The organism is Staphylococcus sp. FW104-15G4D (genome assembly GCF_058790135.1).
Map to the genome: position 1 here is coordinate 76,648 of NZ_JBYTCH010000003.1, position 25,333 is coordinate 101,980.

Genomic DNA, 25,333 nt, shown 5'->3' on the forward strand with positions numbered 1-25,333 from the left:
TTCTCCTAACTTTCTTTGTCTTGATGAGATTCAAGAACTTTTTTCAATTTTTTATTAAACGTCTGACGTGGAATCATAATGCTACGCTGACAATTTTCACATTTAATTCTTATATCAGCACCCATTCTTATAATTTTAAAGCGATTTGTTCCACATGCATGTTGTTTTTTCATTTCTACTATATCATTTATTCCGTAATTTGACGTCATAAAATGACCTCCAATGATAATTAGCTTTTACTTTGCTCTTCACTATACTGAGTGAATAGAGGTTGTGGCATGCGTATGCCTTCTTGAATAAACATTTTTTGTGCTTCTTTTCTAATAATACGTGCACCTGAGGCACCTTCGCCAGGAATTGTCTCGGCAGAAATACGAATCGTTGCTTTATTATTCTCTAATGCATCAATACCTTCAACCACTGGATCACTAACAAATAAATAGTACTTACTACGTAATGAAGTAAATAATTTATTTAATTTCTTCTCAACTTGGTCTAAATTCTCATCAACTGAGACTGGAAGTTCCACAATAGATGTGCCGTTAGTAATTGAGAAATTAGTTATCTCTCCCATGCTACCATTTGGCAAAATCGTCAATTCACCAGAAATAGTGTTGATACGCGTAGATCTCAAACCAATAGACTTAACTGTACCTTCTGCTACAGTTGTTCCACCGCTATTGATTTTAACATAATCTCCAACATCAAATTGATTCTCAAATATAATAAAGAAACCTGTAATGATGTCTTTGACAATCGTTTGAGCACCGAAACCTACTGCAACTCCGACCACACCAGCACTGGCGATAATTCCTTCAACACTTATACCAAATTTACTTAAAATGGTAGTAATCACAATAAACCATACGATATATTTTACTACGTTTTGTACTAGTGACACGAGTGTCTTAGAACGTTTCTTGTTTCCTTTTTTACTTTTATTTTGTATTTTAAAAGCTTGTTCAATGACTTTATTTAAAATCGCTATAACGATGAGTGCGACAATGATATAAATCAAAATCATAATAATTTTTATGACAAGATTTTCATAAGTCTCTACTTTAGTTAAAGGTTCAAATAAAGAAGATAAAATATGCTTTACTTGGTTCATAAATGTATTACCTCCTTTTCAAATTTTCCATAATTCCCATATTATAACTTAAAAAAATACAGTTTTAATCAGTCTACAGTTTTAAAAATAACTTTATAACTTCACTACTTTCTATTCAATTGCTGAATAATTCTTTTAAACTCGTCTTCTGATTTAAATTCAAACGTGATTTTTCCAATATTTTTAGACGTGGAAATTTCAACTTTGGAACCATACTGCTCTTTAAGTAACCTTTCCTGTTGTTGAATAAATTTCGGTTTTTTATTGTTCGCTTGCTTTGATTTTGCATTCGACTCGCCTTCTTTTAAATGTGTATTTACATATTGCTCAAGTTGTCGTACGCTCCAAGACTCCCGGACGGCTTCTTTACCTACCTTTTTCATTAAAGCTTCGTCCTTTAAGGATAATAAGGTGCGGCCATGTGCACCAGAGAGCTCTCCCTCTCTAACCATCTTCATAATGGCGGATGGAAGATGGAGTAATCTAAGCATATTCGCAATATAAGGACGTGATTTACCTAATCTACGAGCAACTTCTTGCTGCGTAATCTTTAAATCCGACATTAATTTTTTATAACTTTCAGCCTCCTCAATCGCATTTAAATCTTCACGTTGTAAATTTTCAATAATTGCGAGCTCCATCATATCTTCATCAGATAACTTTTTAACTATCGCAGGAATACTTTCTAACCCAACGATTTGTGAAGCTCTAAAGCGTCGCTCGCCCACTACAATATAATATCCTTGTATGGTTTCTCTTATTACAATAGGTTGAAGGATTCCATGTTGTTGAATGGATTTAGCTAAATCTTGCAATTTATCCTCATCAAAGGTCTTACGCGGTTGGTAAGGATTAGGCTTGATTAAACCTATAGCTACATGTTGAACTTGCTCATCTCTCTCGAGTTGCAAGCGCTGATCATCATTCTGTGTCATATTTTCACATCTTTCTATAAATGATTAACAATTTTTTGCAACACATCATTTCTTAACACTTATTATTTTAAAAATTTCACTCTTGTAGTACAAGCTTTAGTAAATGATTATACTAACTCAAATGAAATTTTTTCAATAACGCGAAACTCTATGTTAAAAGTATTCGTCGCACTTCTAAGTAAACTGTTTAATCTAAATTTTCAGAAAAGTTGTTGACAAATCATTTCCTACTCTGTAATCTAAGTATTAACAATTACAAAACGAAACATTTTACACACTATAAAAAGGAAAGTAGAACTTACACTGCTTTTACAGAGAGTCTTCGTTAGCTGAGAGAAGGTATTGAAAGAAAGTTTGAAAATGGCCTTGGAGTGTTGATGCCAATATGAGGTATCAACGGGTTCGCCCGTTATAGCGATACAGTATTAACATTGTAGTTGAATGGCGTACTGGAATTCATTACCATCGTCACAACATATCGTTAATACTCATTTATTCTTCCTAAGACTAAATGAGTTTTTTATTTGGCTCAATGATTTAACATAACGATAATGCTTGTGATTAAAGTTAACACTTCCATAAATAGACGTTGTTCAAATATAATGGCGTACTGGTAGAGGTCACTTTAGCAATAAAGTGACAAACAAAGGTGGTACCGCGAAACTTAAGCTTTCGTCCTTTACATCCGAATGAATCGGGTTTAAAGGACGGAAGCTTTTTTTATTTATTTAATTAGGAGGGTCTAGAAATGAAGGATACTGAATTAGCTCAAATTGCTCTAACAAAGGATCATACCGGCGCTATTGCCAATCCAATTTATTTATCTACTGCATATCAACATCCTCATCTAGGTCAATCAACAGGATATGATTATACACGCACTAAGAACCCAACTCGCACAGCGTTCGAAGAATCATTTGCCAAACTGGAAAAAGGCATTGCATCTTTTGCCACTTCTAGTGGAATGGCAGCAATCCAACTCGTTTGTAACATCTTCAAACCTGGGGATGAAGTGCTCGTAGCATTTGATTTATACGGAGGCACTTTCCGTTTATTCGATTTCTACGAACAACAATATGGCGTGAAATTTAAATACGTTGATTTCTTAGATTATGAAGATGTTGAAAAAAATATAACTCCACAAACAAAAGCTTTATTTATTGAACCGATTTCCAATCCACAAATGATAGAAATTGATGTCGAGCCGTATTATGTTCTAAGTAAAAAACACAATTTATTAACAATCATTGATAATACGTTCTTAACGCCCTATCTATCAACACCTCTTGAAGAAGGTGCAGATATCGTTTTACATTCAGCAACGAAATATATTGGTGGACATAACGATGTATTAGCCGGCGTCGTAACTGTGAAAGATGAACGCTTGGCTGAACAACTTGGACAATTCCATAATATGATTGGCGCAACGTTATCACCTTTAGACAGTTATCTACTTCAAAGAGGACTTAAGACATTACATCTTCGTATCGATCGCTCTCAAGAGAATGCACAACGACTGGCTGAACGTTGTCGTCATTCAGAATCCATAGACGAAGTCCTCTATAGTGGCCGTACAGGAATGCTTAGTTTAAGACTCAATAAGGCTTTTAGCGTCGCTAAGTTTTTGGAAAATTTAGACATTTGCATATTCGCAGAAAGTTTAGGAGGTACAGAAACATTTATCACCTTCCCATATACACAAACACATGTAGATATGCCTGATGCTGAAAAAGATAAACGAGGAATAGACGAACACCTGATTCGACTATCAGTTGGCATTGAAGATTATCAAGATATTGAAGCAGATATTATTCAAGCATTAGAAAATTCTAAAGTAGGAGTGATTTCATGAGTTTATCTAGAGAGACAGAAGTAATCTTTGATTCACGTAGAGGACAGGATTATCACTCAGCAAATCCACCCTTATATGATTCTTCAACATTTCACCAAACAGTACTTGGTGGGAATGCACAATACGACTACGCAAGAAGTGGAAACCCAAACCGTACACTTTTGGAAGAAAAATTAGCACGTTTAGAAGGTGGAAAATATGCTTTCGCATATGCCTCAGGTATAGCAGCCATAACTGCTGTCTTACTTACACTCAAATCAGACGATCATGTAATTCTTCCTGATGACGTTTATGGTGGCACATTTCGTCTTACTGAACAAATATTAAATCGTTTTAACATTAAATTTACGACGGTAAATACGACAAACATTCTAGAAATTAAAAATGCAATTCAATCAAATACAAAACTCATATATGTGGAAACGCCATCGAACCCACTTTTCAAAATTACGGATATTCGTGCAGTAGCCAGAATAGCCAAACAAAACAACTTACTCTTAGCGGTAGATAATACCTTTATGACACCCCTTGGTCAATCTCCTTTAGCTCTAGGAGCAGATATTGTAGTACATAGTGCTACTAAATTTTTAGGTGGTCATAGTGATCTTATTGCTGGAGCAGCGATCACTAATCGTAAAGATATTGCAGATGCCCTTTACCTCTTACAAAACGGTACTGGTACGGCGCTTTCAGCTCATGATAGTTGGACGTTAGCAAAGCATCTTAAAACATTACCTGTAAGATTTAAACAATCTGTAGAAAATGCCGAACGTTTAGTTAAGTTCTTAAGTCAAAGTAACGAAATTGCTGAAGTATATTACCCAGGAAATAATCCAACACATTTAAGACAGGCTTCAACCAGTGGTGCTGTCATTGGCTTCAGACTTAAAGACGAATCAAAGGCACAAACCTTTGTAGAGTCTCTAACTTTACCACTTGTGTCTGTCAGTCTTGGCGGAGTTGAAACAATCCTTTCCCACCCAGCCACAATGTCTCACGCAGCTGTTCCTGAGGCAATAAGAAATAAGAGAGGCATTACTTTCGGTTTATTTCGCTTAAGTGTAGGACTAGAGGACCCAGAAGAAATCATTGCAGATATTAACTACGCTTTAAAGGAGGCTTTCAATGAGTCAATTTCTGAACCAATTGCAGAACAACGTTTTGGTAGCTGATGGAGCTATCGGAACAATATTTTATTCAGAAGGGCTCGACACTTGCCCTGAAGCATATAACTTAACCCACCCTGATAAGGTAGAACGTATTCATCGCTCTTATATTGAAGCAGGTGCAAACGTCATTCAAACCAATACGTATGGTGCTAACTTTGAAAAGTTAAAAACTTTCGGCTTAGAACATCGTGTCAAAGAAATTCATAAAGCAGCAGTTCAAATTGCAAAACGTGCAGCGCATCATGACACATTCATCTTAGGAACTGTAGGTGGCTTTAGAGGTGTCAGACAAGATGACATCAGTTTGTCTACGATTCAATATCACACCGAATTACAAATTGATACTTTGATTGACGAGGGCGTAGATGCGCTACTATTTGAAACCTACTACGATTTAGACGAATTAAAAAGTATTGTTGTCGCCACACGTCGAAAGTATGAGATTCCTATCATCGCACAGTTGACCGCTTCAAATACGAACTATCTTGTTGATGGTACTGAAATCAATGACGCTCTTAAACAACTGGTTGCATGTGGGGCTAATGTCGTAGGTCTCAATTGTCACCATGGTCCACACCATATGCAGCGTTCATTTTCACATATAGAACTTCCGGATAATGCCTATTTATCGTGTTATCCAAACGCGAGTCTCTTAGATATTGAAAACAGTGAATTTAAATACAGTGATAATGCCCAATATTTCGGAGATGTAGCACAAGAATTAATTAATGAAGGTGTGAGATTAATTGGCGGATGTTGCGGCACGACACCTGAGCACATTCGTTACATTAAGACTGCTGTTCAAGGTTTAACACCTATAAAAGACAAGAAGGTCGTTCCAATCACGAAGAAATCTAATCACAAACCTACGAAAGTGGTTAAACAGAATCTGACTTCTAAAGTTAAGAATGGTCCAACGGTCATTGTGGAACTTGATACTCCTAAGCACTTAGATACAGATACCTTCTTTGAAAATGTAGGCAAACTCGATGAAGCAGGTATCGATGCCGTCACATTAGCTGACAATTCACTTGCAACGGTTCGAGTAAGCAATATTGCAGCCGCAAGTCTTATTAAACAACAATATGATATCGAACCACTCGTTCACGTGACATGTCGCGACCGAAACCTTATCGGCCTGCAATCTCACCTTCTAGGATTATCACTCATTGGTGTAAACGAAATTCTAGCAATTACAGGAGATCCTTCTAAAGTAGGTCACTTACCAGGAGCAACCAATGTCTACGATGTAAATTCAAAAGGTTTAACGGAACTCGCATTGAGATTTAACCAAGGTATTAATACAGATGGTGATGCGCTGAAGAAACATACAAACTTCAACATCGCAGGTGCGTTCGATCCAAACGTACGTAAACTAGACGGCGCCGTAAAGCGGCTTGAGAAAAAAGTCGCAAGTGGCATGAGCTATTTCATTACACAACCCGTTTACAGCAAAGAAAAAATTAAACAAGTTTATGAAGAAACGAAACATTTAAATACACCGTTCTTCATTGGCATTATGCCTATCGCTAGTTATAATAATGCACTTTTCTTACATAACGAAGTGCCAGGCATAAAGATGTCAGAAGATGTATTGAACCAATTTAAAGCTGTTAAAGATGATAAAGAAAAAACGAAAGAGTTAAGTTTACGACTTTCAAAAGAATTAATCGATACAGTGCATGAATATTTTAATGGTTTATACATTATTACACCATTCCAGAAGGTGGATTACTCACTAGAACTCGCAGCATACTCTAAATCAATTACTGCTAATAAGGAGGCAATATTATGACAACAATTAAAACTTCAAACTTAGGATTCCCAAGATTAGGTAGAAAAAGAGAATGGAAAAAAGCTATCGAAAGTTACTGGGCTAAAAAAATTAATAAAGCTGAATTAGATCAAACACTTACTGATTTACACAAAGAAAACCTATTACTTCAAAAGAATTATCATTTAGATAGTATTCCAGTTGGAGACTTCTCATTATATGACCATATTCTTGATACATCTCTACTATTCAATATTATTCCTAAACGTTTCCAAGGTCGTGAAGTCGATGACGATTTATTGTTTGATATCGCCCGCGGTAATAAGGAACATGTAGCGAGTGCACTAATTAAATGGTTTAATACAAACTATCATTACATCGTACCGGAATGGGACAATGTAGAACCAAAAGTTGAGAAAAATACATTATTAGAACGATTCAAATATGCTCAATCTATTAATGTGAATGCTCACCCTGTGATTGTTGGACCTATCACATTCGTCAAACTCTCTAAAGGTGGCAACCAATCATTTGAAGAAAAAGTTCAAACATTGCTTCCACTTTATAAAGAAGTTTTATCATCATTGATTCAAGCTGGTGCTGAATACATTCAAATTGATGAACCTATTTTAGTAACTGACGATAGCGAGAGCTATGAGGATATTACAAAAGAAGCTTATGAATATTTTGCTCAAGCGGGCTTAGGTGAAAAGTTAGTCATCCAAACTTACTTCGAACGTGTGCATTTAAAATTCTTAAGTTCATTACCAGTTGGCGGATTAGGTTTAGACTTTGTTCATGACAATGGTTATAACTTAAAACAAATTGAATCAGGAGATTTCGACTCAAGCAAGTCACTTTATGCTGGTATTATTGATGGTCGTAACGTGTGGGCTGCAGATATTGAAGCTAAAAAGCAATTAATTGAAACGTTGCAACAATATACTAATCAATTAGTAATTCAACCATCGTCCTCTCTCCTACATGTGCCAGTCTCATTAGATGACGAAACGTTAGATGAATCTATTGCCGAAGGTTTGAGTTTTGCTACTGAAAAGTTAGACGAATTAGATGCATTACGTCGTTTATTCAACAATAATGATAGCGCAAAATATGACGAGCTCAAAGCACGTTACGAACGTTTCCAAAGCCAATCATTCAAAAACCTTGAGTATGACTTTGATAGCGTTCCTACAAGTCGTAAATCACCATTCTCAGAACGTAAACAAAAACAATATGCACGTCTAAATTTACCAGATTTACCAACTACAACAATCGGGTCATTCCCTCAAACACGTGAAGTACGTAAATATCGTGCAGATTGGAAGAACCGTCGCATTACAGATGCTGAATATCAAGAGTTCCTACAAAATGAAATTGCACGTTGGATTAAAATCCAAGAAGACATCGGTTTAGACGTCCTCGTGCATGGTGAATTCGAACGTAATGACATGGTTGAATTCTTTGGTGAAAAACTTCAAGGCTTCTTAGTAACTAAGTTTGGTTGGGTGCAATCATATGGCTCTCGTGCAGTTAAACCACCTGTGATTTACGGGGATGTAAAATGGACTGAACCTTTAACTGTTAAAGAAACAGTCTATGCACAAAGCTTAACTGATAAGCCAGTCAAAGGTATGTTAACTGGACCAGTAACAATTCTTAACTGGTCATTCGAACGTGTAGATGTATCACGTAAAGTTGTTCAAGATCAAATTGCATTAGCTATTGATGAAGAAGTCTTAGCGCTTGAAGAAGCAGGCATTAAAGTTATTCAAGTAGACGAACCAGCATTACTTGAAGGCTTACCATTACGTTCTGAATATCATAATCAATACTTGAAAGATGCCGTCAACTCATTCAAGTTAGCAACATCGTCCGTTCATGATGAAACACAAATTCATACACATATGTGCTATTCTCAATTCGGACAAATCATTCATGCTATTCACGACTTAGATGCTGATGTTATATCAATTGAAACATCACGTAGTCATGGTGATTTAATCAAAGACTTTGAAGATATCAATTATGATTTAGGTATCGGATTAGGTGTTTATGATATTCATAGTCCACGTATTCCGACTGAAGAAGAAATTACAACAGCAATTAATCGTTCTTTACAGCAAATCGATCGTTCATTATTCTGGGTAAATCCAGATTGTGGTCTTAAAACGCGTAAAGAAGACGAAGTGAAAGATGCCTTAACAGTTTTAGTTAATGCCGTTAAGAAGAAACGCCAAGACAACGATGCAACAATAGCTTAATATCATTCAGAGGTGATGGTTATGACAAACTATCCTTTATGGGAGCAACTCAATCAACTTAAAGAGGCCCAATGGGTCGACTTAACTCATACGTTCGATCCAGACATTCCTCGCTTTAGTGAGTTTGAAAAAGGCGAAGTTTCAACACTCTTTAACGTCAAAGATCATGGTTTTTACGTTCAACGATGGAATATCGTTACTCAATATGGTACACATATCGATGCGCCTATTCATTTTGTGGAAAATAAGAGATATTTAGAAGAGTTAGACTTGAAAGAACTAGTATTACCACTTATTGTCTTAGATTACTCTAAAGAGGTTGCAGAGAATGCAGATTTCATCGTGACACGACAACACCTTGAAGAATGGGAAAGTCAGCACGGCAAAATTGAAGCCGGTACCTTCGTCGCACTCCGTACAGATTGGTCTAAACGTTGGCCAGATATAGATCAGTTTGAAAATAAGGACTCCGACGGCAACCAACATTTACCTGGTTGGGGTTTAGATGCGTTAAAATTTCTTATTGAAGAACGTGGCGTAAAATCTATAGGCCATGAAACGTTTGATACCGATGCCTCAGTTGATACTGCTAAAAATGGGGATATTGTAGGAGAACGTTATATTCTAGGTAAAGATACATTCCAACTTGAATTATTAACAAACTTAGATCAACTTCCTACAAGAGGGGCCATTATTTACGCAATAAGTCCTAAACCTAAAAATGCACCCGGCTTCCCTGTCAGAGCATTCGCAATCAAACCATAAAAGTAAAAAGATTTGAGCGATTCTATTTAAAACAATCAACTATCGAGTATATCAATCATCTAAAGTAACATACTCAAACACTTTGGTAAGCTTTGAGCCGGCTTGCCAAAGATTCATAACTCAAGGTGCAACACAGCCTTAACAAAAATTAAGATCGCACATCACCTTTTGCCATGAGTTACATGCGCGAATCGTAATGAAAGAGCCATTCATTACGTCATCGCCCAATCTAACCTTCCTATTTTAATAAATATAATAAAGCTTTAAGTGATATCGTAGTAGAGTATCACTTAAAGCTTTTATAATGTAGCTATTAATTTTTCAAATCAGTATTAAAATGATGAAAACCAGAAAGAGAGGCGTCTTAATTAAACTTCCCCTTCACAGTCGCATTTACTTCAAACAATTCACAAAGTGTGCTTCTGTTTTATCTTCAACTTCTTTAAGTGTCACACCATCTTGTAACTCAACCAAACGCATCTGACCATCAATAAAATCAAATACGGCTAAATCGGTAATTAATCTAGATACAACACCCGCACCAGTTAATGGTAAATCACATTGCTTTTTCACCTTTGACGCACCATGTTTATTGGTATGGAACTTAATCACCACAACCTTTTTAGCACCAACAACTAAATCCATTGCGCCTCCCATACCTTTGACGAGTTTGCCAGGAATCATGTAATTCGCTAAATCGCCTGTTTCAGAAACCTCCATGCCGCCTAAAATTGCTAAATCTATATGTCCACCTCGAATCATCGCAAATGACTCCGCATTATCGAAGTAACTCGCCCCTTTTGCGACTGTCACTGTTTCTTTGCCTGCATTGATCAAGTCTGGATCTAGCTCGTCTTCAGTCGGATAAGGGCCTATACCTAGTAAACCATTTTCCGATTGAAAATAAACATTCTCTACACTTTCAGGCATCGCATTCGCTACCAATGTTGGCATACCAATACCTAAATTAATGTACATATCACTTTTAATTTCACGTCCTGCACGTAGCAAGATTTTCTCTTTAGGTGTTAATTCAGTCATGCGTTTAACCCTCCCTTAGCGTTCTTTTTTCGATGCGTTTTTCAAAATTTTCACCTTCGAAAATATAATCTACATAGATACCTGGGAGATGCACCTGATTAGGATCAATTTCACCAACATCAACAATTTTCTCTACTTCAACAACGGCTGTCTGAGCAGCCATCGCACATAATGGATTAAAATTACGTGCTGTTTTATTAAATATTAAATTTCCAGCTGTATCCGCTATATCAGCTTTTACGATGGCAAATTCTCCTTGAATCGCTTCTTCCATGACATACTCACGGCCATTAAATACGCGTGTTTCTTTACCTTCAGCAATCTCAGTACCTACACCTGTGGCAGTGTAAAATGCGGGAATCCCCGCCCCTCCTGCACGTAATTTTTCTGCTAATGTCCCTTGAGGCGTAAGCTCTACGTCTAACTCACCTGAGATAAATTGCTGTTCGAATAATTTATTTTCACCTACATAAGAACTAATCATCTTGTCCACTTGTTTATCCTGAAGTAACACACCAAGGCCAAAGTCGTCTACACCACAATTGTTACTAACAACAGTGAGTCTCTTAGTACCACGTGCTTGAATAGCTGCAATACTGTGTTCGGGAATGGCGCATAGACCAAACCCACCAGCAAGTATAGTCATGCCGTCTTCTAAATGTTCAAAGGCAGATTCAATATTCGTAATGACTTTACCCATGCATTATCCCTCCTCATAGTGAGAGACAACAGTAGCGATACCTTGTCCTCCACCAATACATAATGAAGCGATACCCGTTTTTGTGGTTTCGTTCAATTGATGTAATAACGTTACAAGTATACGCGCACCTGATGCACCGATAGGATGACCTAGCGCAATTGCGCCACCTTTCACATTTACTTTATCTTGTGGTAGTTGAAGTTCGCGATCAACTGCCAATGATTGAGAGGCAAAGGCTTCATTTAATTCGAAAACATCAATATCTGAAACTGATTTATTCGAGCGCTTCAATGCTTGACGAACCGCTTCAACAGGACCAATACCCATGATTGATGGATCCACGCCACTCGTGCCGAAACTATCAAGAATTGCAATCGGCTTAACACCTAAGGCTTTTGCTTTCTCTTCAGTCATCACTAACATCGCAGCCGCACCATCGTTAATACCGGACGCATTACCAGCTGTCACTGAACCATCTTTTTTAAACGCAGGACGTAACTTACCTAACTTATCTGCTGTTGTGCCTTGGCGGATACCTTCATCTTGCGAAACAATAATAGGATCACCTTTACGTTGAGGTACCTCAACCGGTACAATTTCAGCGTCAAATCCACCAGTTTCTTGTGCATGCACCGCCTTTTGTTGTGATTGGGCTGCGAATTGGTCTTGTTCCTCTCTACTGATGCCATATTTTTCAACTAGATTCTCTGCAGTAATTCCCATATGGTAATCATTGAATTTATCAGTTAAACCATCACTTACCATGCTATCTTCTAATGCTTGATTGCCTATTTTAAAGCCAAAGCGACCATTTTTTAATAACATAGGTGATTGCGACATACTCTCCATGCCACCTGCAATAACAACCTCATTATCACCAGCTACGATAGATTGATATGCAAGTTGAATTGCTTTCAACCCAGAACCACACACTTTATTCAGAGTAAATGCCGGCGTTGCTTCAGATAATCCTCCTTTAATAGAAGCAATACGAGCAGGATTTTGTCCTTGTCCTGCTTGTAAGACATTGCCCATAATCACTTCATTGATTTCATTTGAATCTATACCTGTATTTTTAACGATGTGCTTGATGACTGTTGCACCTAAATCATATGCAGGTACATCTTTGAATGCGCCTCCAAATACGCCAATAGGTGTACGATATGCTTCTGCTAGAACTACTCGTGTCATGTATTATTCATCTCCTTATTATTTATCTTTTTATTCTGAAAATGGGGGTCGAACCACATGTCAGTCTCATGTAATTTTCCCTAATCTATAAAACAGTAAAACGTCTATATATTAAATATGAATTTCACCTGAATTACTGTTCTTTAAGGTACGATTTAAGTATGTATTCATACATCGCGCGTTCCCACTCATTACTGACAATAGTACCAAAATTTAGCTTTAATTTTCCAGAAACAATACATCTCTAAATAGATAAAAATGATTTAACATGATTAAAACGTTTAACTTGTCATTTTAAGACTGACCTTTCATGAAATATTACCTTAATTAATCATCCAATATTATGTATAACACAAAAAATATAAGGGAATTATTTAAAAAGTAGATAAAGGGGGAGAAATATATGGATATTATTGCAAATAGTATATTCGTTGAAAATCAAGAAGAAGCATTACAATTTTATACAAACGTGTTAGGCTTTAAGAAAAAACGCGATGAACCTGTCGGAGAGGGATTTCGCTGGTTAACACTTGTCTCTCCAACACATCAAGATGGTACAGAATTAATTCTAGAACCAAACGGCAATCCCATTTCTAAAGACTATCAAGAGCGCCTATATGAAGCTGGGATTCCAATTACAATGTTTGGTGTTAAAGATGTACAACAAACATATGAAACGTTATTAGAATCAAATGTTAACTTTAAAGTTACACCTACCACGATGGGTAGCGTCAGAATGGCTATCTTTGATGATACTTGTGGTAATTTAATTCAAATTATTGAAAATTAAATAAAAAATTAAGAAGAAATAGCAGAGTTTAACACGGCCGGGTAGACTGACCGCATTATTATAAACTCATATAGCTATTTCTTCTCGATTTTACATATCATGTTATGAATATAAGGTGAGAACTATTGTTGATTATTATGAATTGAGAAGTATATACTTACTTTCCTTTACATTTGCCTTATTACTTATTAATTGAAACATCATCAACTGAATCTTTTAGCTTTTTCATTTCACTATCTAAAAACTCTTGATGAGGTACATCGAAATACTTACTTAAAACAAGTGCATCTTCCATTTTGGGTTCGTTCTTACCATTTTCCCATTCCCAAATATGATGAACTTCATATTTAGTACCAAATTTCTTGTTTAAGTCTTCTACAAGCTCTTTAATTTCTAAATTATTTTTTTCTCGAATATTGTGTAAATTATTCATACTCAACACTCCCTGAAAGTCTTTTATACACATCACTTAAATACTTTGTTAAGTCTCTTTACTTTTAGAGAATTCATTTTCAATAAATATTAATAGTGATGATAAAAACTAATTACTTCTGTTGATACGTTTCAATAGCCTGATGAATTGTATCATGTAAACTTGGTTCTTCAAGCCAATGATGAAATCTTTCAATGATGTCTCTAGGGGTAGAGATATCTTCAGGAAAATCAATATCTTTCATACCTTCAAATAAATCGCCAAAATGACTTTTCTCACCTTCATAGTTTTTCATGAAGTTATAAAAACTCACCACTTGCACCTCCTGCATTTCATAACAATAGATATATATTAACAAAATATATACATTTCCAAAATACATTTGTTTTAATTTATTAGCGAAAAAATGTAAATAAACATTACAATTAATTGAATACATTTTTTAAATTAAATGTAACAGCAATATTCCTTTAACAATCGCTCGTTTAGTTCGAGTAAAGACAATCCCTTTCCCTCTTAAACCTTTAGCAGACATTTAAATTAACTTAAATGTTTTGACATTAATGCGCGTCAATTTGACTAATATACTTGTCAAATTGACTAAAGTAATATATGTTATTGATGTAAGGAGTTGATAGAAATTGCGAAATCGACTTAAAGAATTACGTGCAAGAGACGGATATAACCAAACGCAACTTGCTAAGAAAGCAGGGATTTCAAGACAAACCGTTTCTTTAATTGAACGTAATGATTTCACACCTTCTATTTTGACAGCAATCAAAATAGCTAGAATTTTTAATGAACCAGTAGAAAACATTTTTATCATCGAGGAGGGAGATTTATGAAAGTAGGAAGATACATATTATTAACACTTATCGGAGGAATAATTGGAGGATTGATAGGTCTTTCTTTCGGCGGAATTAAAATTTTAAGTCTGACACCATTCACTCATTTTGCCAAAACTAACGTCGTTATCATAATTGCAACTATATCTTCAATAATCAATATACTTCTAACTTTATATTTATTTAAAGTACACAAAGATGCACTCAATTTAAAAGTTAAAACTAGGAATCACATTGATGATGAGTCTGCAGATTTATATGAGAATAAGGCATATCTAAAATCGATGAAAAGTGACTTTATCTATTCAATACAAATACTAATCAGTCTACTAACTATTTTAATCGTTGTTTTAGGTAATGCGTCAGCAAAAAATATAATGTTTGTGATAATACCTTACGTTATTACAATTATTCCAGCTTTGATGATAGGATTTTTCATCCGAAAATTTGATCCTAGATATCCTAAACTAGGAGAGAAAAACTATATCGAAAAAACATTAAATTTATTCGATGAAGGTGAACGTCATATCACTTTAATTGCTATGTATAAATTGTATAGAGTTAACATCTCATTGATAATTGGAGGGTGTTTAATCGTTGGTCTATTCTCAATTTCCACAGGCATTAACCAAACATTGAGCTTAATCATATTAATTATTCTTTTTGTTTATAACACATTTGGTTACTTAACTAAAATCAATAAATTTTATAAATAATACTAAACATGTTTAATTTTTCAGGAGGATAGTCTTATGGAAAAGTTTTTAGATATTCAAAATCTTAATAAGTCGTATACAAATTCAGAATTTCGACTTTCAAATATTTCTTTTTCAATTGGACAGGGTGAAGTGATTGGCTTAATCGGTAAGAACGGATCAGGGAAGTCTACCCTCATTAATACAATTGTAGGAAATAGACATAAAGATAGTGGTTCAATTCGCTTTTTCGATGAAGAAGTGAGCGAAGAAGACGTTCAATACAAAGAGCATATTGGTGTAGTGTTTGATGATTTAAGAGTACCTAATAAATTGACTTTAACATCTATAGACAAAGTATTCACTAATATTTATAACACTTGGAATAGTGATAAATTCTTTTCATTGGTAAAGGAATTTGAATTACCAACACATAATCAAATCACTACCTTCTCAAGAGGTATGAGAATGAAAACAGCATTATCCATTTCAATGGCACATGACTCAAAGTTACTCATTCTTGACGAAGCAACTGTTGGGATGGATGTATCAGGCCGAGAACAAGTGATTGAAATTCTTGAAGATTTTGTGGCACAAGGTAACAGCATTCTAATTTCTTCTCATATTTCAGAAGATATAGAACAACTCGCTAATCAATTAGTATTTATGAGAGACGGCGAAATCATTTTAAAGGAAAGTAAAGAAGAACTACTCAAAAATTATGGCATTGTTGACCAACCTGTTGAATCATTTAATATTTCTAACGACTATTTGGTCGCGTCACGTCAAAGAAATCATAATAGAATTAGTCTTGTGAACAATCATCATGAGGTTCCCGAAGCCAAACAAATTAACAACATTGATGATGCAACTAAAATTATTATGAGAGGTGATAAATAATGAAAGGTTTAGTATTGAGTACTTTATATGCAACTAAAAAACCATTAATTATATATTTCATTGTTGGAATCATAGCAGCTATAATTATGACTTTTTTAAACCCAACTATGAGCGGTTTCATGGTAGTAGTATTATTGGTTTCATCTATTGCAGATAATTTCAAACGCGAAAAAGATTCTAAATGGATGTATTACGTCTCTACATTGCCTGTAAAACGTGCTGATTATGTAAAGAGTTACTATTTACTTTTTGGCGCTATCACAGTCATCTCTTTTGTGATTAGTTTCCCAATTGTATTGATAATTACACACAGCATAAATATGGCGTTGATTGCCTTTTTAGTTTGTGTTGGTTGTACAGGGTTATATTCCGCACTATTCCCATTAACATTTAAATTCGGCCCTGAAAATTCAAACACAATCATCATGATTACCGTTTTCTTTATGATTATTATATATTTCGTATTCTATATTTTAGCACTTGCTCTAGGTGCACATCATGATAGTTCAATGATTAATATGTTAAGTAGTACAAATAGTTTACTTGTGTTTATTGTCTTTGGCATATTGGGGTTAGTGACTTTTGCCTTAACTTATATTTTATCTATAAAAATTTTTAATAAAAAAGAACTATAATAAGTTTCATATATCCCCTCACTATTACAATAGTGAGGGTTTTTTAGTATGGCTAAGATCATCCATTAATAACCTACTTTTTTATTTAATATGATTAAAAGCAATTATGCTTTAGATAATAGACTTTAATAAGGGATAAGAATATTTTTAAAATTAAATTCTAAATCTAAACAAATAGATTTTTCGTACAATTCTGGATATTATCAACATGTTATTATATGATGTGGATAACTTGAAGTTTATCTCTAAATGTTGCTATACAGGTGTTTGGGTTTAGTTATCCATAAAGTTATCCACAATTATTAAATAAATATGTTAGTAATGTTAATAAAATTTTAATCTCAAGTTAATTGTTATTTAATGACACTCAATTACGCTTAAAAAGACAAATAATTTAAGGGAATGATAATATGGAAATCGTAAAAAATAAAAATGATTTATTTAGAATTATCGACCATGCAGACCAGAAACATACATCTAAAATTCTTCTTTTTATGATATTAGGCACGATTTTTTTAGATGCGTATGACATTACCATTTTAGGTACAATGACAGACCAGCTAACGAAAGAATTCCACCTATCTCCAACAATGCTTTCAGTGGTTATGACTTCCTTACCTATTGGAGCACTTTTTGGAGCCATACTAGGGGGTTCACTTGCATATAAATTCGGGCGTAAGCGTATATTATCTGTCTCATTACTTATCCTTGTAATCACTTCTTTAGGCGCAGCACTTGCTCCTCATTTAGCTATTTTACTTATCTGCCGCTTCATTATGGGCTTCGCTATCGGTATGGATAGTCCTGTTGCATTCACTTTCATTGCTGAAATTAGTAATAAATGGCAGAAAGGTCGTAATGTTAACTATTGGCAGGTTGTATGGTATGTAGCAATCGTTGCCTCAGCTTTAGTAGTTATCGCCTTCTTTTTAATGGGTACAGGTGAACACTTATGGAGATTCGCAGTTGGCTTTGGTGCTTTGATTGCTTTAGTACTCTACATTTTACGTATTAATTATTTAAAAGAGAGCCCAACTTGGATGATTAATCACCACTCTCTTAAAGAAGCTACCGAGTATGTACGAAATAATTATGATGTGGATTTAAAACTTGAAGGTACTGGGGAGTCATTTTCCGAGAATAAATCTTCAAAGTCTTCTGGCACTGAAATATTTAAACCTAAATATTTGAAAAGGATTGTACTAGCAACAGCCATTTCAACATTACAGGGAATGCAGTACTATGGAGTAGGATTATATATCCCAATAATTGCAACTTACATAATTAGTAAAGATAAATTAGGCGTGCTATTAGGTACAGCTATCGTGAATATAGCAGGTATTATTGGTGCTTATGTAGGATCGCAACTGACATATAAGGTAGGTACACGCCGACTCACAATGATTGGTTTCAGTCTTGTGTTAATCGCGATGGTTATGACGGGCTTGTTCTATCATAGTCTACCAATGATTATCAATACATTCTTGATCGCATTGTTCTTATTTGGACATTCTGGTGGACCTGGTACACAAGGTAAGACGATTGCGGCTTTATCATTCCCAACATATTTACGCTCACAAGCTACTGGTTTCGTAGAATCAGTAAGTCGTACGGGAAGTATTATCGGTACATTTGTATTTCCGATTATACTTGCAGCTGTGGGATTAACAAATACGATGCTTATCTTAGCCATCGTTCCTTTAGTTGGTCTAATTATCACGACTGCATTGAGATGGGAAGCTGTTGGAAAGAATGTAGAGGACGAGTAAATATTATATAAAGAAAGCCTCTTAGCTAGACCTCCCTTAATTGAGGGTAGTCTAAATTGCTAAGAGGCAATTTTTTATTAATTAGGGAAAGTACCTGGATTAAATCCGCCTTTCCATTTATTTAACGGCCAATATCTAAATAATACTTTACCAACAAGTTGATCTTTATCGACTAATCCTACATCGTAACGACTATCAACACTATTTTGACGATTATCCCCTAATACTAAGTATTTATTTTTAGGGATTTTCATATGTCCATTAGCGCCTCTAACTGTTTTAGATTTAAAATTCTCAGTTAAATACTTTCCGACTTTATGTTTCTTATTATAATTTAAATATGGTTCCGACACTTTCTTATTATTTAAATATAATTGGTCTTTCTTGTACTCTACAGTATCTCCAGGTTTACCTATTAAACGTTTAATATAGTCATCTTTTTTAGTTGCATGAAAAATAACTACGTCGCCAGAATTAATATGATTCAATGTTTTAGAAATACGGCTAACCATCACTCTATCCCTGTCTTCAAAAGTAGGATGCATAGACTCACCTGAGACGGTATAGGAAGTAAACAAGAATTTCTGTACTAATCCAACAATGATAAGCGCTACTGCAATTGCAATAATCCATTCTAATATCTCTTTTTTCATGGTTTAGGCTCCTTGATTCTTTAAATTATTCTTCTTCAGTTGTGTGGATAAGGTAACCAACACCTAACGCTGCAGGTATACCAATAAATGGTGTGAACATTGAACTAAATAATAAACCAAATACTAAGGTACATAAGATACCTAAATATCCACTTTTTTGTTCATTCTCAATAAATTTTTTTATCAAAGATTTAATTCTCCTTTAATGCTCACTATTGTACTATACCATTTTTAATTTTCACATTCTTACCGGTTTTAATTTTATCGTATTGTTTCTTTGGTACAACAATGACGCGTTTACCTTTATTCGTTTGTATAGTAACAGTGTATAATTTTTCATGAGGTTTCATTTGATTTTTTAACATATTCATTTGGTACTTCACACTACTTGTCTTACTCTGATTCTCTTGAGAGGCAATGATATAGAAATACAACCAATTATTATAGTATGACGTCGCCATATATTGTGAAGTATATGGCGCACCTGAGCTGTATCGTCGTCTTGGTGCCATCATTGAACGTGCTTGTTGAGATTTAGTGTGATATGCACCTTGTTTATACTTCGAAGCATTTCTACTAGAAGCTATACTACTTGTTCTAGTTGCTTGTTGCGCAGCACGTTGGCTTGATTGTTGGGCAGCTCGTGACGCATTAGCTGCACTTGAGCGACTCATTGATGAACTAGATGATGTTGAGCCTCTTGCAGCTGACGAGGAAGCACTTGATGATGAACTACTACTTGAACTACTTGAGCTAGAACTACTAGACCCTCCTGATGTTGCAGCGTCTAATTCCGTTGATAACATACCAAGTGAGGCTGTAGTGATAATAATCATTAAACTTATAAATTTTAATATTTTACCTTTCATCAACTCACCTTTTCTTATTTAGATACTTCATCTTTAGAAACTGCTTTACCTTCAACATCATCATCGCCGTATGTCATGTAAGGTGGGCGATAGACATGAATTTTACTACCATCTTTAACTATGTATGGTTTTTTATTTCCATCACTTAAAATATGTTCATAAACATGTTTTAAATCTGTTTTCTCTAAATGTGATTTACCTTTATTGTCTTTATATTTAATCTCTACATTAGGCGTGTCTTCTCCACCATCATTTAGTACTTCATAATATACGTATTCATATTTATCTGATTTTTGACTTTCCTTCGAAGGTTCTTTCTGCTTTCCAGTTCCCCCACAAGCTGTGAGGATAAATGCTAAACTTAACAAACTAATTAATAGTATTAACCTTTTCATAAACATACTCCTTTATAGTCTTTAAAGTTTCATAAAAATTATAACAATTGTTTTTTAAATTCATATTAAGATTTAACCAAATTCAATGATTTACAATGTTATTTAACTGCATCATCTCATAAATTAATTATGTAATACAAATTATTTTTTAATATCCCAAATAATTAAAAAATGTTGAGAATGAACATTAAAAATTCCCAACACTAGTTGATTACATCTATTTACTTTCTTTAAAATCTTTGATGACTATAATATTGATAATTAGCCAAATCAATTGGCAAATCAAAGGCGCAAGAAATATTCCTATAAATAGAAAGGCAAATTTATATCCTTCCATTTCATTGTTTAAGCCATTCATTAAACCTAATACTAGTAAAATAAGTGCCACCACTACCCAAAAAATTGTAGACACCACCATCAAATCCATGAAATTTTCATACTTTTACCTCACTTATAGTTATGAAATATATATTAAGTATGGCTATTGTTTCAACTTTTAAATTGATGTAATCATATCAAACAGTTCTAAAGGTTAAAAACGTTCTTAATTACACATAGAAGGATCAAATTTTATAAACCTTTCAACCGTGTAAGTTTCAATCGTTGATTTGTAAGATTAGATAAAGGCAACGTTACAATAAAGCTCCTACAATGAAATTGTAATCAATTCAAAGGAGTGTTTATTCATGAAAGCATTAAAAATTTCATTAACTACTGTAGTAGTTATTATCTTATTACTAGTAGGATTACTTTTCGGATTAAAAGTTTATGGCGATCATCATCCAAATAACAAAGATGTTAAAAGTTTAAATATGGCTAACCCCTTAGAACCAACAAAAGAATATTATGTGAAAACGACTAAACCAATGAAACATAAACCTAAGCAATATGAAGATGTTGATAACGTTTATAAGACTACTGGTTATGATGATAAAGGCAACAGTAAAAAAATCTTATACACAGGAATGAAAAAACTTAAACCAAATCATTATTTAAAAATTAAAGAAAAATTAAACACAGTGAGAAGCTATGACGAAGTTAAAAAAGATGAAATTCCTAAAAAAGCAATGAGTAAATTAGAGAAATAAATGGTGAAAGATTATGAAAGCTTTGAAGAAACTATCAATTACACTAGGCGTTTTTATTCTTCTAATTGGTGCGCTCATGCTAGTAGGTAAAATTTATAGTGAACATCATCCAAACGACCCCACAGTACGAGATTTAAATAAATATAATTTTATGATACCTAAAGAAGATTATTTTGTTAAAACTGATAAACCTGTTAAAAAAGAAAAATTCGGAACAGACTTCTATAATTATACTTATAAAACTGTTGGTTATGATAAAAAAGGTGATGGCAAGAAAATCACCTATACCGCAACTAAGAAATTAAAAACAAATCATTATCTCAAGTTAACAACAAAACAGGATCAAGTTTTAAGTTATTCAGAAGTTAAAAAAAGAGAGATTCCTGAAGACGCCAATAAAAATTTAAATTAATTTATTTCCATGATCTTTTAAAAGGTCGTGGTTTTATTTTTATAAAGATAATTAAATCTTGCATACCTGTAAGTTACAACAAGCAATTTGTAAGGTTAGATAAAGGCAACAGCCATAGATTCTCTCTACAATTTAAGTATAAACACATTGAGGAGTGAGAAGATGACGATATTAAAAGTTAACAAATTATCAAAAGTATATGGAGACAAACAAAAGTACCAAGCACTTAAAGATATCAGTTTTTCAGTTGAAAAAGGAGAATTCGTAGCAATCATGGGACCTTCTGGTTCAGGTAAAACTACATTATTAAATGTTCTTAGTTCTATTGATACTATCTCAGGAGGTTCTGTAGAAGTCGATGGTAATGAAATAAACAAACTAAGTAATAAAAAGCTTGCAAATTTCCGTAAAAAACAACTTGGATTCATCTTCCAAGATTATAGTGTACTGCCTACTTTAACCGTTAAAGAAAATATTATGCTTCCACTTTCAGTCCAAAAAATTCAAAAATACGAAATGGAACAGAATTACAAAGAAGTGACAGAAGCTCTTGGTATTAATGACCTGGGAAATAAATATCCTAGTGAAATTTCAGGTGGACAACAACAACGTACGGCAGCCGCCCGTGCTTTCGTTCATAAACCAAATATTATCTTTGCCGATGAGCCTACGGGTGCTCTAGATTCGAAAAGTGCTCAAGATTTACTTAATCGATTAGAAGATATGAATAAACAATTTAATTCAACGATTATTATGGTTACTCATGACCCATCAGCAGCAAGTTTTGCTGAGAGAGTAATTATGTTGAAGGATGGTAATATTCATTCTGAAATTTATCAAGGAGACGACTCTAAACAAGACTTCTATCAAGAAATCATCAAATTGCAATCGGCATTAGGTGGTGTCACTCATGACGTTTAATCAAATTACGCTTAAAAATTTAAGACAGAACATCAAACACTATGGCATGTTCTTATTCTCTTTATTATTAAGTATCGTACTTTATTTTAGTTTCTCAACTTTGAAGCATTCACACAGTATTAATAATTCAACTTCTATGGCAATAATTCAAAAAGGATCTAGTTTCGGAGCATCAATTTTATTCATTATTATTATTATATTCTTAATGTACGCGAACCACTTATTCGTTAAAAGACGTACAAAAGAGTTTGCATTATTCCAACTTATCGGACTCACAAGAGGAAATATTCTTAGAATGTTAAGTATTGAGCAATTCGCGATATTTGTAATTACAGGTATCTTAGGCGTGCTCATTGGAATTTTCAGTTCACAACTTTTACTTGCCATTGCTTCTAAATTGATGAAGTTAAAAGTTCATCTTTCAATAGGATTTGAACCCCAAGCACTAATCATTACTATCATAATGTTAGTCATTGCTTTTGTTTTAATACTTGTTCAGAATTACCTTTTCCTAAAAAGAAGAAGCATCTTAACAATGATGAAAGATAGTTCTCAATCTGAAGCAACTAAAGCATGTATTTCAGTTCCTGAAATTATTGGTGGTATCCTAGGTATCTTAATGATAGCTTTAGGGTATTATATGGCAACTGAAATGTTTGGTGTATTTAAATCACTTACTATAGCATTAGTTACACCATTCATTATTTTATTCTTAACAATTGTCGGTGCTTACTTATTCTTTAGAAGTTCAGTGTCACTCATTTTTAAAACGATAAAACGTTCAAAGAATGGTCGTGTTTCAATCACAGATGTGGTGTGTACATCTTCTATCATGCATAGAATGAAGAAAAATGCGATGTCATTAACAGTCATCGCCATCATTTCAGCGTTAACTGTTACAATTCTTTGTTTTACAGCTATTACTAAAGCAAATTCGGATTATAATATTGAATCATCAACACCACAAGACTTTGACTTCTCAAAAGGTAAGCAAGCGCATAAATTTGAACAGCAATTAGATAAAAATAATATTAAACACGATAAACATACTTATGAGTCAATTAATCCTAAAACAGTTAAAGATAACGTTATGACATTACAAGATGATTCTGAAGGTTTCTCACAGAATACGTCAATGATTGTTAATAAAGATCTTAAAGGTAGTAACGCTCGATTAACAAACACTAAAACCGCTATCGGAATGATGAAATTTAATATGAATCAAAGTATCACAGTTAAAGGTAAGTCTAAAACAACTGTAAAAGTAACAGATAAAGACGATTCCAAAGTTTATCCATCTGAATTATCATATGCAGCTCCTATAGTAGAAGTAAGTCCTAAAGTATACAACTCATTAAAAACAGATAAAAATACTGCGCACGTTTATGGATTTAATATTAAACATCATAGCGATATGAAAAAAGCTGAACGTATCGCGTCGAAAGTTGATCCAAATGTAACTTCTAAAGATGAATTGAAAAAAGTGGTGGACGCAACAAATGGTATTTTCATATTTGTAACTTCATTCTTAGGATTAGCGTTCTTAATCGCAGCTGGATGTATTATTTACATTAAACAAATGGATGAAACTGAAGATGAAATCGATAATTTTAAAGTCATACGACGAATCGGATTTACTAATTCTGATATGTCTAAAGGGTTATTATTAAAGATTTTATTCAACTTTGGATTACCTTTAATTATAGCTCTACTACATGCGTTATTTGCGGCACTAGCCTTTATGCATGTTATGGGCAATGTAACAATGGTACCTGTATTCCTAGTAATGATTGTTTACACAGTCATCTACCTCATCTTTGCTCTTATAGCATTTATACACTCAAATCGTGTCATTAAGCGCTCAATTTAAAAAGGATTTTTCAAATAATTAATTAAAAAAGGATGGTATTTATTATGAAAATTAAAGATTTAATCAAACAATCATATGAGGATTTAAAAAATTTAACTATTAACTGGTTCAATATCTTAATGTTAGTTGTCATTGTATTTGTTTTAAGTAATATTATTACGCCTATCGCAGGTATTCCTGTTGGACTATTAGGAGGCGCATATTTCTTAAAACGTCGTGAAGAAAAAGAAGATCAATAACTTAATCATAAAAAAAA

Annotated in this window: 29 protein-coding genes and 1 other annotated feature; of the genes, 16 read left to right on the forward strand and 13 right to left on the reverse strand. The window is 34.0% G+C overall.

The features are described from left to right. Positions 1 to 5 precede the first annotated feature (5 nt). The 3 genes from AC3WQX_RS09970 to AC3WQX_RS09980 all read right to left on the reverse strand — a co-directional run bounded on the left by AC3WQX_RS09970 (position 6) and on the right by AC3WQX_RS09980 (position 2,046). Positions 6 to 209 (reverse strand): DUF951 domain-containing protein, encoded by a 204-nt coding sequence (locus AC3WQX_RS09970; RefSeq protein WP_002445134.1) that lies wholly within the window; start codon positions 207 to 209, stop codon positions 6 to 8. Positions 210 to 229: 20 nt separating this feature from the next. Further along, positions 230 to 1,111: a mechanosensitive ion channel family protein gene (locus AC3WQX_RS09975; RefSeq protein WP_002454411.1), complete on the reverse strand. Its 882-nt coding sequence runs from the start codon at positions 1,109 to 1,111 to the stop codon at positions 230 to 232. Between the two features lie 104 nt (positions 1,112 to 1,215). After that, positions 1,216 to 2,046: a ParB/RepB/Spo0J family partition protein gene (locus AC3WQX_RS09980; RefSeq protein ID WP_030061344.1), complete on the reverse strand. Its 831-nt coding sequence runs from the start codon at positions 2,044 to 2,046 to the stop codon at positions 1,216 to 1,218. Between the two features lie 270 nt (positions 2,047 to 2,316). Continuing rightward, positions 2,317 to 2,729, forward strand: a binding site (T-box leader). A gap of 65 nt (positions 2,730 to 2,794) precedes the next feature. On the opposite strand from AC3WQX_RS09980, the gene AC3WQX_RS09985 reads away from it, so the two are divergent. Genes AC3WQX_RS09985 through AC3WQX_RS10005 form a run of 5 tightly spaced genes read left to right on the forward strand, consistent with a single transcriptional unit; the run spans position 2,795 to position 9,870 of the window. Further along, entirely contained in the window at positions 2,795 to 3,898 is a 1,104-nt protein-coding gene (locus AC3WQX_RS09985) for a PLP-dependent transferase (protein ID WP_030061346.1), read from the forward strand. Beyond that, positions 3,895 to 5,070 (forward strand): cystathionine beta-lyase MetC, encoded by a 1,176-nt coding sequence (gene metC / locus AC3WQX_RS09990; protein WP_492740126.1) that lies wholly within the window; start codon positions 3,895 to 3,897, stop codon positions 5,068 to 5,070. Before AC3WQX_RS09985 ends, metC begins: the two co-directional genes overlap by 4 nt. Continuing rightward, positions 5,024 to 6,862, forward strand: coding sequence for a bifunctional homocysteine S-methyltransferase/methylenetetrahydrofolate reductase (locus AC3WQX_RS09995; RefSeq protein ID WP_037550897.1), 1,839 nt, complete (start codon positions 5,024 to 5,026; stop codon positions 6,860 to 6,862). The genes metC and AC3WQX_RS09995 overlap by 47 nt, the downstream gene beginning before the upstream one ends. Further along, positions 6,859 to 9,105, forward strand: a complete 2,247-nt coding sequence (metE, locus tag AC3WQX_RS10000; protein ID WP_492740128.1) for a 5-methyltetrahydropteroyltriglutamate--homocysteine S-methyltransferase — start codon at positions 6,859 to 6,861, stop codon at positions 9,103 to 9,105. The genes AC3WQX_RS09995 and metE overlap by 4 nt, the downstream gene beginning before the upstream one ends. A 21-nt stretch (positions 9,106 to 9,126) precedes the next feature. After that, positions 9,127 to 9,870, forward strand: a complete 744-nt coding sequence (locus AC3WQX_RS10005) for a cyclase family protein (RefSeq protein WP_002454405.1) — start codon at positions 9,127 to 9,129, stop codon at positions 9,868 to 9,870. A gap of 393 nt (positions 9,871 to 10,263) precedes the next feature. Here AC3WQX_RS10005 and AC3WQX_RS10010 read toward each other — a convergent pair whose 3' ends face one another. Genes AC3WQX_RS10010 through AC3WQX_RS10020 form a run of 3 tightly spaced genes read right to left on the reverse strand, consistent with a single transcriptional unit; the run spans position 10,264 to position 12,802 of the window. After that, positions 10,264 to 10,911: a 3-oxoacid CoA-transferase subunit B gene (locus tag AC3WQX_RS10010; protein WP_030061357.1), complete on the reverse strand. Its 648-nt coding sequence runs from the start codon at positions 10,909 to 10,911 to the stop codon at positions 10,264 to 10,266. A 4-nt stretch (positions 10,912 to 10,915) separates the two neighbouring features. Next, positions 10,916 to 11,611: a CoA transferase subunit A gene (locus AC3WQX_RS10015; RefSeq protein ID WP_492740131.1), complete on the reverse strand. Its 696-nt coding sequence runs from the start codon at positions 11,609 to 11,611 to the stop codon at positions 10,916 to 10,918. A gap of 3 nt (positions 11,612 to 11,614) precedes the next feature. Further along, positions 11,615 to 12,802 (reverse strand): acetyl-CoA C-acetyltransferase, encoded by a 1,188-nt coding sequence (locus tag AC3WQX_RS10020; RefSeq protein WP_492740133.1) that lies wholly within the window; start codon positions 12,800 to 12,802, stop codon positions 11,615 to 11,617. A gap of 403 nt (positions 12,803 to 13,205) precedes the next feature. Between AC3WQX_RS10020 and AC3WQX_RS10025 the strand changes: the two genes are divergently transcribed. Next, a complete protein-coding gene (locus AC3WQX_RS10025) occupies positions 13,206 to 13,592 on the forward strand; it encodes a VOC family protein (RefSeq protein WP_002434067.1) in 387 nt (128 codons plus the stop codon). A 181-nt stretch (positions 13,593 to 13,773) separates the two neighbouring features. Here AC3WQX_RS10025 and AC3WQX_RS10030 read toward each other — a convergent pair whose 3' ends face one another. Beyond that, complete coding sequence (locus tag AC3WQX_RS10030) at positions 13,774 to 14,025, reverse strand: helix-turn-helix domain-containing protein (RefSeq protein ID WP_002469649.1); 252 nt, start codon at positions 14,023 to 14,025, stop codon at positions 13,774 to 13,776. Positions 14,026 to 14,137: 112 nt separating this feature from the next. Further along, positions 14,138 to 14,338 (reverse strand): YozE family protein, encoded by a 201-nt coding sequence (locus tag AC3WQX_RS10035; protein ID WP_016898412.1) that lies wholly within the window; start codon positions 14,336 to 14,338, stop codon positions 14,138 to 14,140. Between the two features lie 328 nt (positions 14,339 to 14,666). On the opposite strand from AC3WQX_RS10035, the gene AC3WQX_RS10040 reads away from it, so the two are divergent. The 5 genes from AC3WQX_RS10040 (at position 14,667) to AC3WQX_RS10060 (ending at position 18,869) form a co-directional block, all read left to right on the forward strand. After that, complete coding sequence (locus AC3WQX_RS10040) at positions 14,667 to 14,870, forward strand: helix-turn-helix transcriptional regulator (RefSeq protein ID WP_002434049.1); 204 nt, start codon at positions 14,667 to 14,669, stop codon at positions 14,868 to 14,870. Continuing rightward, on the forward strand, positions 14,867 to 15,586 hold the full coding sequence (locus tag AC3WQX_RS10045; protein ID WP_213667951.1) for a DUF3169 family protein: 720 nt from the start codon (positions 14,867 to 14,869) through the stop codon (positions 15,584 to 15,586). Before AC3WQX_RS10040 ends, AC3WQX_RS10045 begins: the two co-directional genes overlap by 4 nt. 36 nt (positions 15,587 to 15,622) lie before the next feature. After that, entirely contained in the window at positions 15,623 to 16,465 is an 843-nt protein-coding gene (locus tag AC3WQX_RS10050; RefSeq protein ID WP_492740137.1) for an ABC transporter ATP-binding protein, read from the forward strand. Then, complete coding sequence (locus AC3WQX_RS10055; RefSeq protein WP_049427053.1) at positions 16,465 to 17,100, forward strand: ABC-2 transporter permease; 636 nt, start codon at positions 16,465 to 16,467, stop codon at positions 17,098 to 17,100. The genes AC3WQX_RS10050 and AC3WQX_RS10055 overlap by 1 nt, the downstream gene beginning before the upstream one ends. A 410-nt stretch (positions 17,101 to 17,510) precedes the next feature. Beyond that, positions 17,511 to 18,869: an MFS transporter gene (locus AC3WQX_RS10060; protein ID WP_049427055.1), complete on the forward strand. Its 1,359-nt coding sequence runs from the start codon at positions 17,511 to 17,513 to the stop codon at positions 18,867 to 18,869. Positions 18,870 to 18,946: 77 nt separating this feature from the next. On the opposite strand, the gene lepB is transcribed toward AC3WQX_RS10060, so the two are convergent. The 5 genes from lepB to AC3WQX_RS10085 form a co-directional block, all read right to left on the reverse strand. Next, the gene (gene lepB, locus AC3WQX_RS10065; protein WP_002454395.1) at positions 18,947 to 19,522 is read right to left on the reverse strand and encodes a signal peptidase I; all 576 of its coding nucleotides are present in this window, start codon (positions 19,520 to 19,522) and stop codon (positions 18,947 to 18,949) included. A gap of 25 nt (positions 19,523 to 19,547) precedes the next feature. Next, positions 19,548 to 19,709 (reverse strand): VraH family peptide resistance protein, encoded by a 162-nt coding sequence (locus tag AC3WQX_RS10070; protein WP_002434595.1) that lies wholly within the window; start codon positions 19,707 to 19,709, stop codon positions 19,548 to 19,550. 25 nt (positions 19,710 to 19,734) lie between these two features. After that, on the reverse strand, positions 19,735 to 20,391 hold the full coding sequence (locus tag AC3WQX_RS10075) for a hypothetical protein (protein WP_023349949.1): 657 nt from the start codon (positions 20,389 to 20,391) through the stop codon (positions 19,735 to 19,737). 14 nt (positions 20,392 to 20,405) lie between these two features. Further along, positions 20,406 to 20,786, reverse strand: a complete 381-nt coding sequence (locus AC3WQX_RS10080; protein ID WP_030061370.1) for a hypothetical protein — start codon at positions 20,784 to 20,786, stop codon at positions 20,406 to 20,408. A gap of 217 nt (positions 20,787 to 21,003) precedes the next feature. Next, a complete protein-coding gene (locus AC3WQX_RS10085) occupies positions 21,004 to 21,198 on the reverse strand; it encodes a hypothetical protein (RefSeq protein WP_133063776.1) in 195 nt (64 codons plus the stop codon). A gap of 274 nt (positions 21,199 to 21,472) precedes the next feature. On the opposite strand from AC3WQX_RS10085, the gene AC3WQX_RS10090 reads away from it, so the two are divergent. From AC3WQX_RS10090 to AC3WQX_RS10110, 5 genes are all read left to right on the forward strand, one after another. Continuing rightward, on the forward strand, positions 21,473 to 21,874 hold the full coding sequence (locus tag AC3WQX_RS10090; RefSeq protein ID WP_023349952.1) for a YxeA family protein: 402 nt from the start codon (positions 21,473 to 21,475) through the stop codon (positions 21,872 to 21,874). Between the two features lie 13 nt (positions 21,875 to 21,887). Beyond that, positions 21,888 to 22,286 (forward strand): YxeA family protein, encoded by a 399-nt coding sequence (locus AC3WQX_RS10095; RefSeq protein WP_049427063.1) that lies wholly within the window; start codon positions 21,888 to 21,890, stop codon positions 22,284 to 22,286. A gap of 162 nt (positions 22,287 to 22,448) precedes the next feature. After that, a complete protein-coding gene (locus AC3WQX_RS10100) occupies positions 22,449 to 23,207 on the forward strand; it encodes an ABC transporter ATP-binding protein (protein ID WP_002454391.1) in 759 nt (252 codons plus the stop codon). Next, on the forward strand, positions 23,197 to 25,077 hold the full coding sequence (locus AC3WQX_RS10105) for an ABC transporter permease (RefSeq protein ID WP_049427066.1): 1,881 nt from the start codon (positions 23,197 to 23,199) through the stop codon (positions 25,075 to 25,077). Before AC3WQX_RS10100 ends, AC3WQX_RS10105 begins: the two co-directional genes overlap by 11 nt. Before the next feature lie 44 nt (positions 25,078 to 25,121). After that, positions 25,122 to 25,316: a VraH family peptide resistance protein gene (locus AC3WQX_RS10110; protein ID WP_002434632.1), complete on the forward strand. Its 195-nt coding sequence runs from the start codon at positions 25,122 to 25,124 to the stop codon at positions 25,314 to 25,316. Positions 25,317 to 25,333: the final 17 nt, after the last annotated feature.

What these genes read in the sequence shown, in the direction of transcription:
- AC3WQX_RS10090 (WP_023349952.1), top strand. Translation starts at nt 21,473, where the DNA reads ATGAAAGCATTAAAAATTTCATTAACTACTGTAGTAGTTATTATCTTA.
- AC3WQX_RS09995 (WP_037550897.1), top strand. Translation starts at nt 5,024, where the DNA reads ATGAGTCAATTTCTGAACCAATTGCAGAACAACGTTTTGGTAGCTGAT.
- AC3WQX_RS10005 (WP_002454405.1), top strand. Translation starts at nt 9,127, where the DNA reads ATGACAAACTATCCTTTATGGGAGCAACTCAATCAACTTAAAGAGGCC.
- AC3WQX_RS10045 (WP_213667951.1), top strand. Translation starts at nt 14,867, where the DNA reads ATGAAAGTAGGAAGATACATATTATTAACACTTATCGGAGGAATAATT.
- AC3WQX_RS10080 (WP_030061370.1), bottom strand. Translation starts at nt 20,786, where the DNA reads ATGAAAAGGTTAATACTATTAATTAGTTTGTTAAGTTTAGCATTTATC.
- AC3WQX_RS10030 (WP_002469649.1), bottom strand. Translation starts at nt 14,025, where the DNA reads ATGAATAATTTACACAATATTCGAGAAAAAAATAATTTAGAAATTAAA.
- lepB (WP_002454395.1), bottom strand. Translation starts at nt 19,522, where the DNA reads ATGAAAAAAGAGATATTAGAATGGATTATTGCAATTGCAGTAGCGCTT.
- AC3WQX_RS10055 (WP_049427053.1), top strand. Translation starts at nt 16,465, where the DNA reads ATGAAAGGTTTAGTATTGAGTACTTTATATGCAACTAAAAAACCATTA.
- AC3WQX_RS09975 (WP_002454411.1), bottom strand. Translation starts at nt 1,111, where the DNA reads ATGAACCAAGTAAAGCATATTTTATCTTCTTTATTTGAACCTTTAACT.
- AC3WQX_RS10010 (WP_030061357.1), bottom strand. Translation starts at nt 10,911, where the DNA reads ATGACTGAATTAACACCTAAAGAGAAAATCTTGCTACGTGCAGGACGT.
- AC3WQX_RS10110 (WP_002434632.1), top strand. Translation starts at nt 25,122, where the DNA reads ATGAAAATTAAAGATTTAATCAAACAATCATATGAGGATTTAAAAAAT.
- AC3WQX_RS10060 (WP_049427055.1), top strand. Translation starts at nt 17,511, where the DNA reads ATGGAAATCGTAAAAAATAAAAATGATTTATTTAGAATTATCGACCAT.
- AC3WQX_RS10020 (WP_492740133.1), bottom strand. Translation starts at nt 12,802, where the DNA reads ATGACACGAGTAGTTCTAGCAGAAGCATATCGTACACCTATTGGCGTA.
- AC3WQX_RS10100 (WP_002454391.1), top strand. Translation starts at nt 22,449, where the DNA reads ATGACGATATTAAAAGTTAACAAATTATCAAAAGTATATGGAGACAAA.
- AC3WQX_RS10105 (WP_049427066.1), top strand. Translation starts at nt 23,197, where the DNA reads ATGACGTTTAATCAAATTACGCTTAAAAATTTAAGACAGAACATCAAA.
- metE (WP_492740128.1), top strand. Translation starts at nt 6,859, where the DNA reads ATGACAACAATTAAAACTTCAAACTTAGGATTCCCAAGATTAGGTAGA.
- AC3WQX_RS10025 (WP_002434067.1), top strand. Translation starts at nt 13,206, where the DNA reads ATGGATATTATTGCAAATAGTATATTCGTTGAAAATCAAGAAGAAGCA.
- metC (WP_492740126.1), top strand. Translation starts at nt 3,895, where the DNA reads ATGAGTTTATCTAGAGAGACAGAAGTAATCTTTGATTCACGTAGAGGA.
- AC3WQX_RS10075 (WP_023349949.1), bottom strand. Translation starts at nt 20,391, where the DNA reads ATGAAAGGTAAAATATTAAAATTTATAAGTTTAATGATTATTATCACT.
- AC3WQX_RS09970 (WP_002445134.1), bottom strand. Translation starts at nt 209, where the DNA reads ATGACGTCAAATTACGGAATAAATGATATAGTAGAAATGAAAAAACAA.
- AC3WQX_RS09980 (WP_030061344.1), bottom strand. Translation starts at nt 2,046, where the DNA reads ATGACACAGAATGATGATCAGCGCTTGCAACTCGAGAGAGATGAGCAA.
- AC3WQX_RS10050 (WP_492740137.1), top strand. Translation starts at nt 15,623, where the DNA reads ATGGAAAAGTTTTTAGATATTCAAAATCTTAATAAGTCGTATACAAAT.
- AC3WQX_RS10095 (WP_049427063.1), top strand. Translation starts at nt 21,888, where the DNA reads ATGAAAGCTTTGAAGAAACTATCAATTACACTAGGCGTTTTTATTCTT.
- AC3WQX_RS09985 (WP_030061346.1), top strand. Translation starts at nt 2,795, where the DNA reads ATGAAGGATACTGAATTAGCTCAAATTGCTCTAACAAAGGATCATACC.
- AC3WQX_RS10015 (WP_492740131.1), bottom strand. Translation starts at nt 11,611, where the DNA reads ATGGGTAAAGTCATTACGAATATTGAATCTGCCTTTGAACATTTAGAA.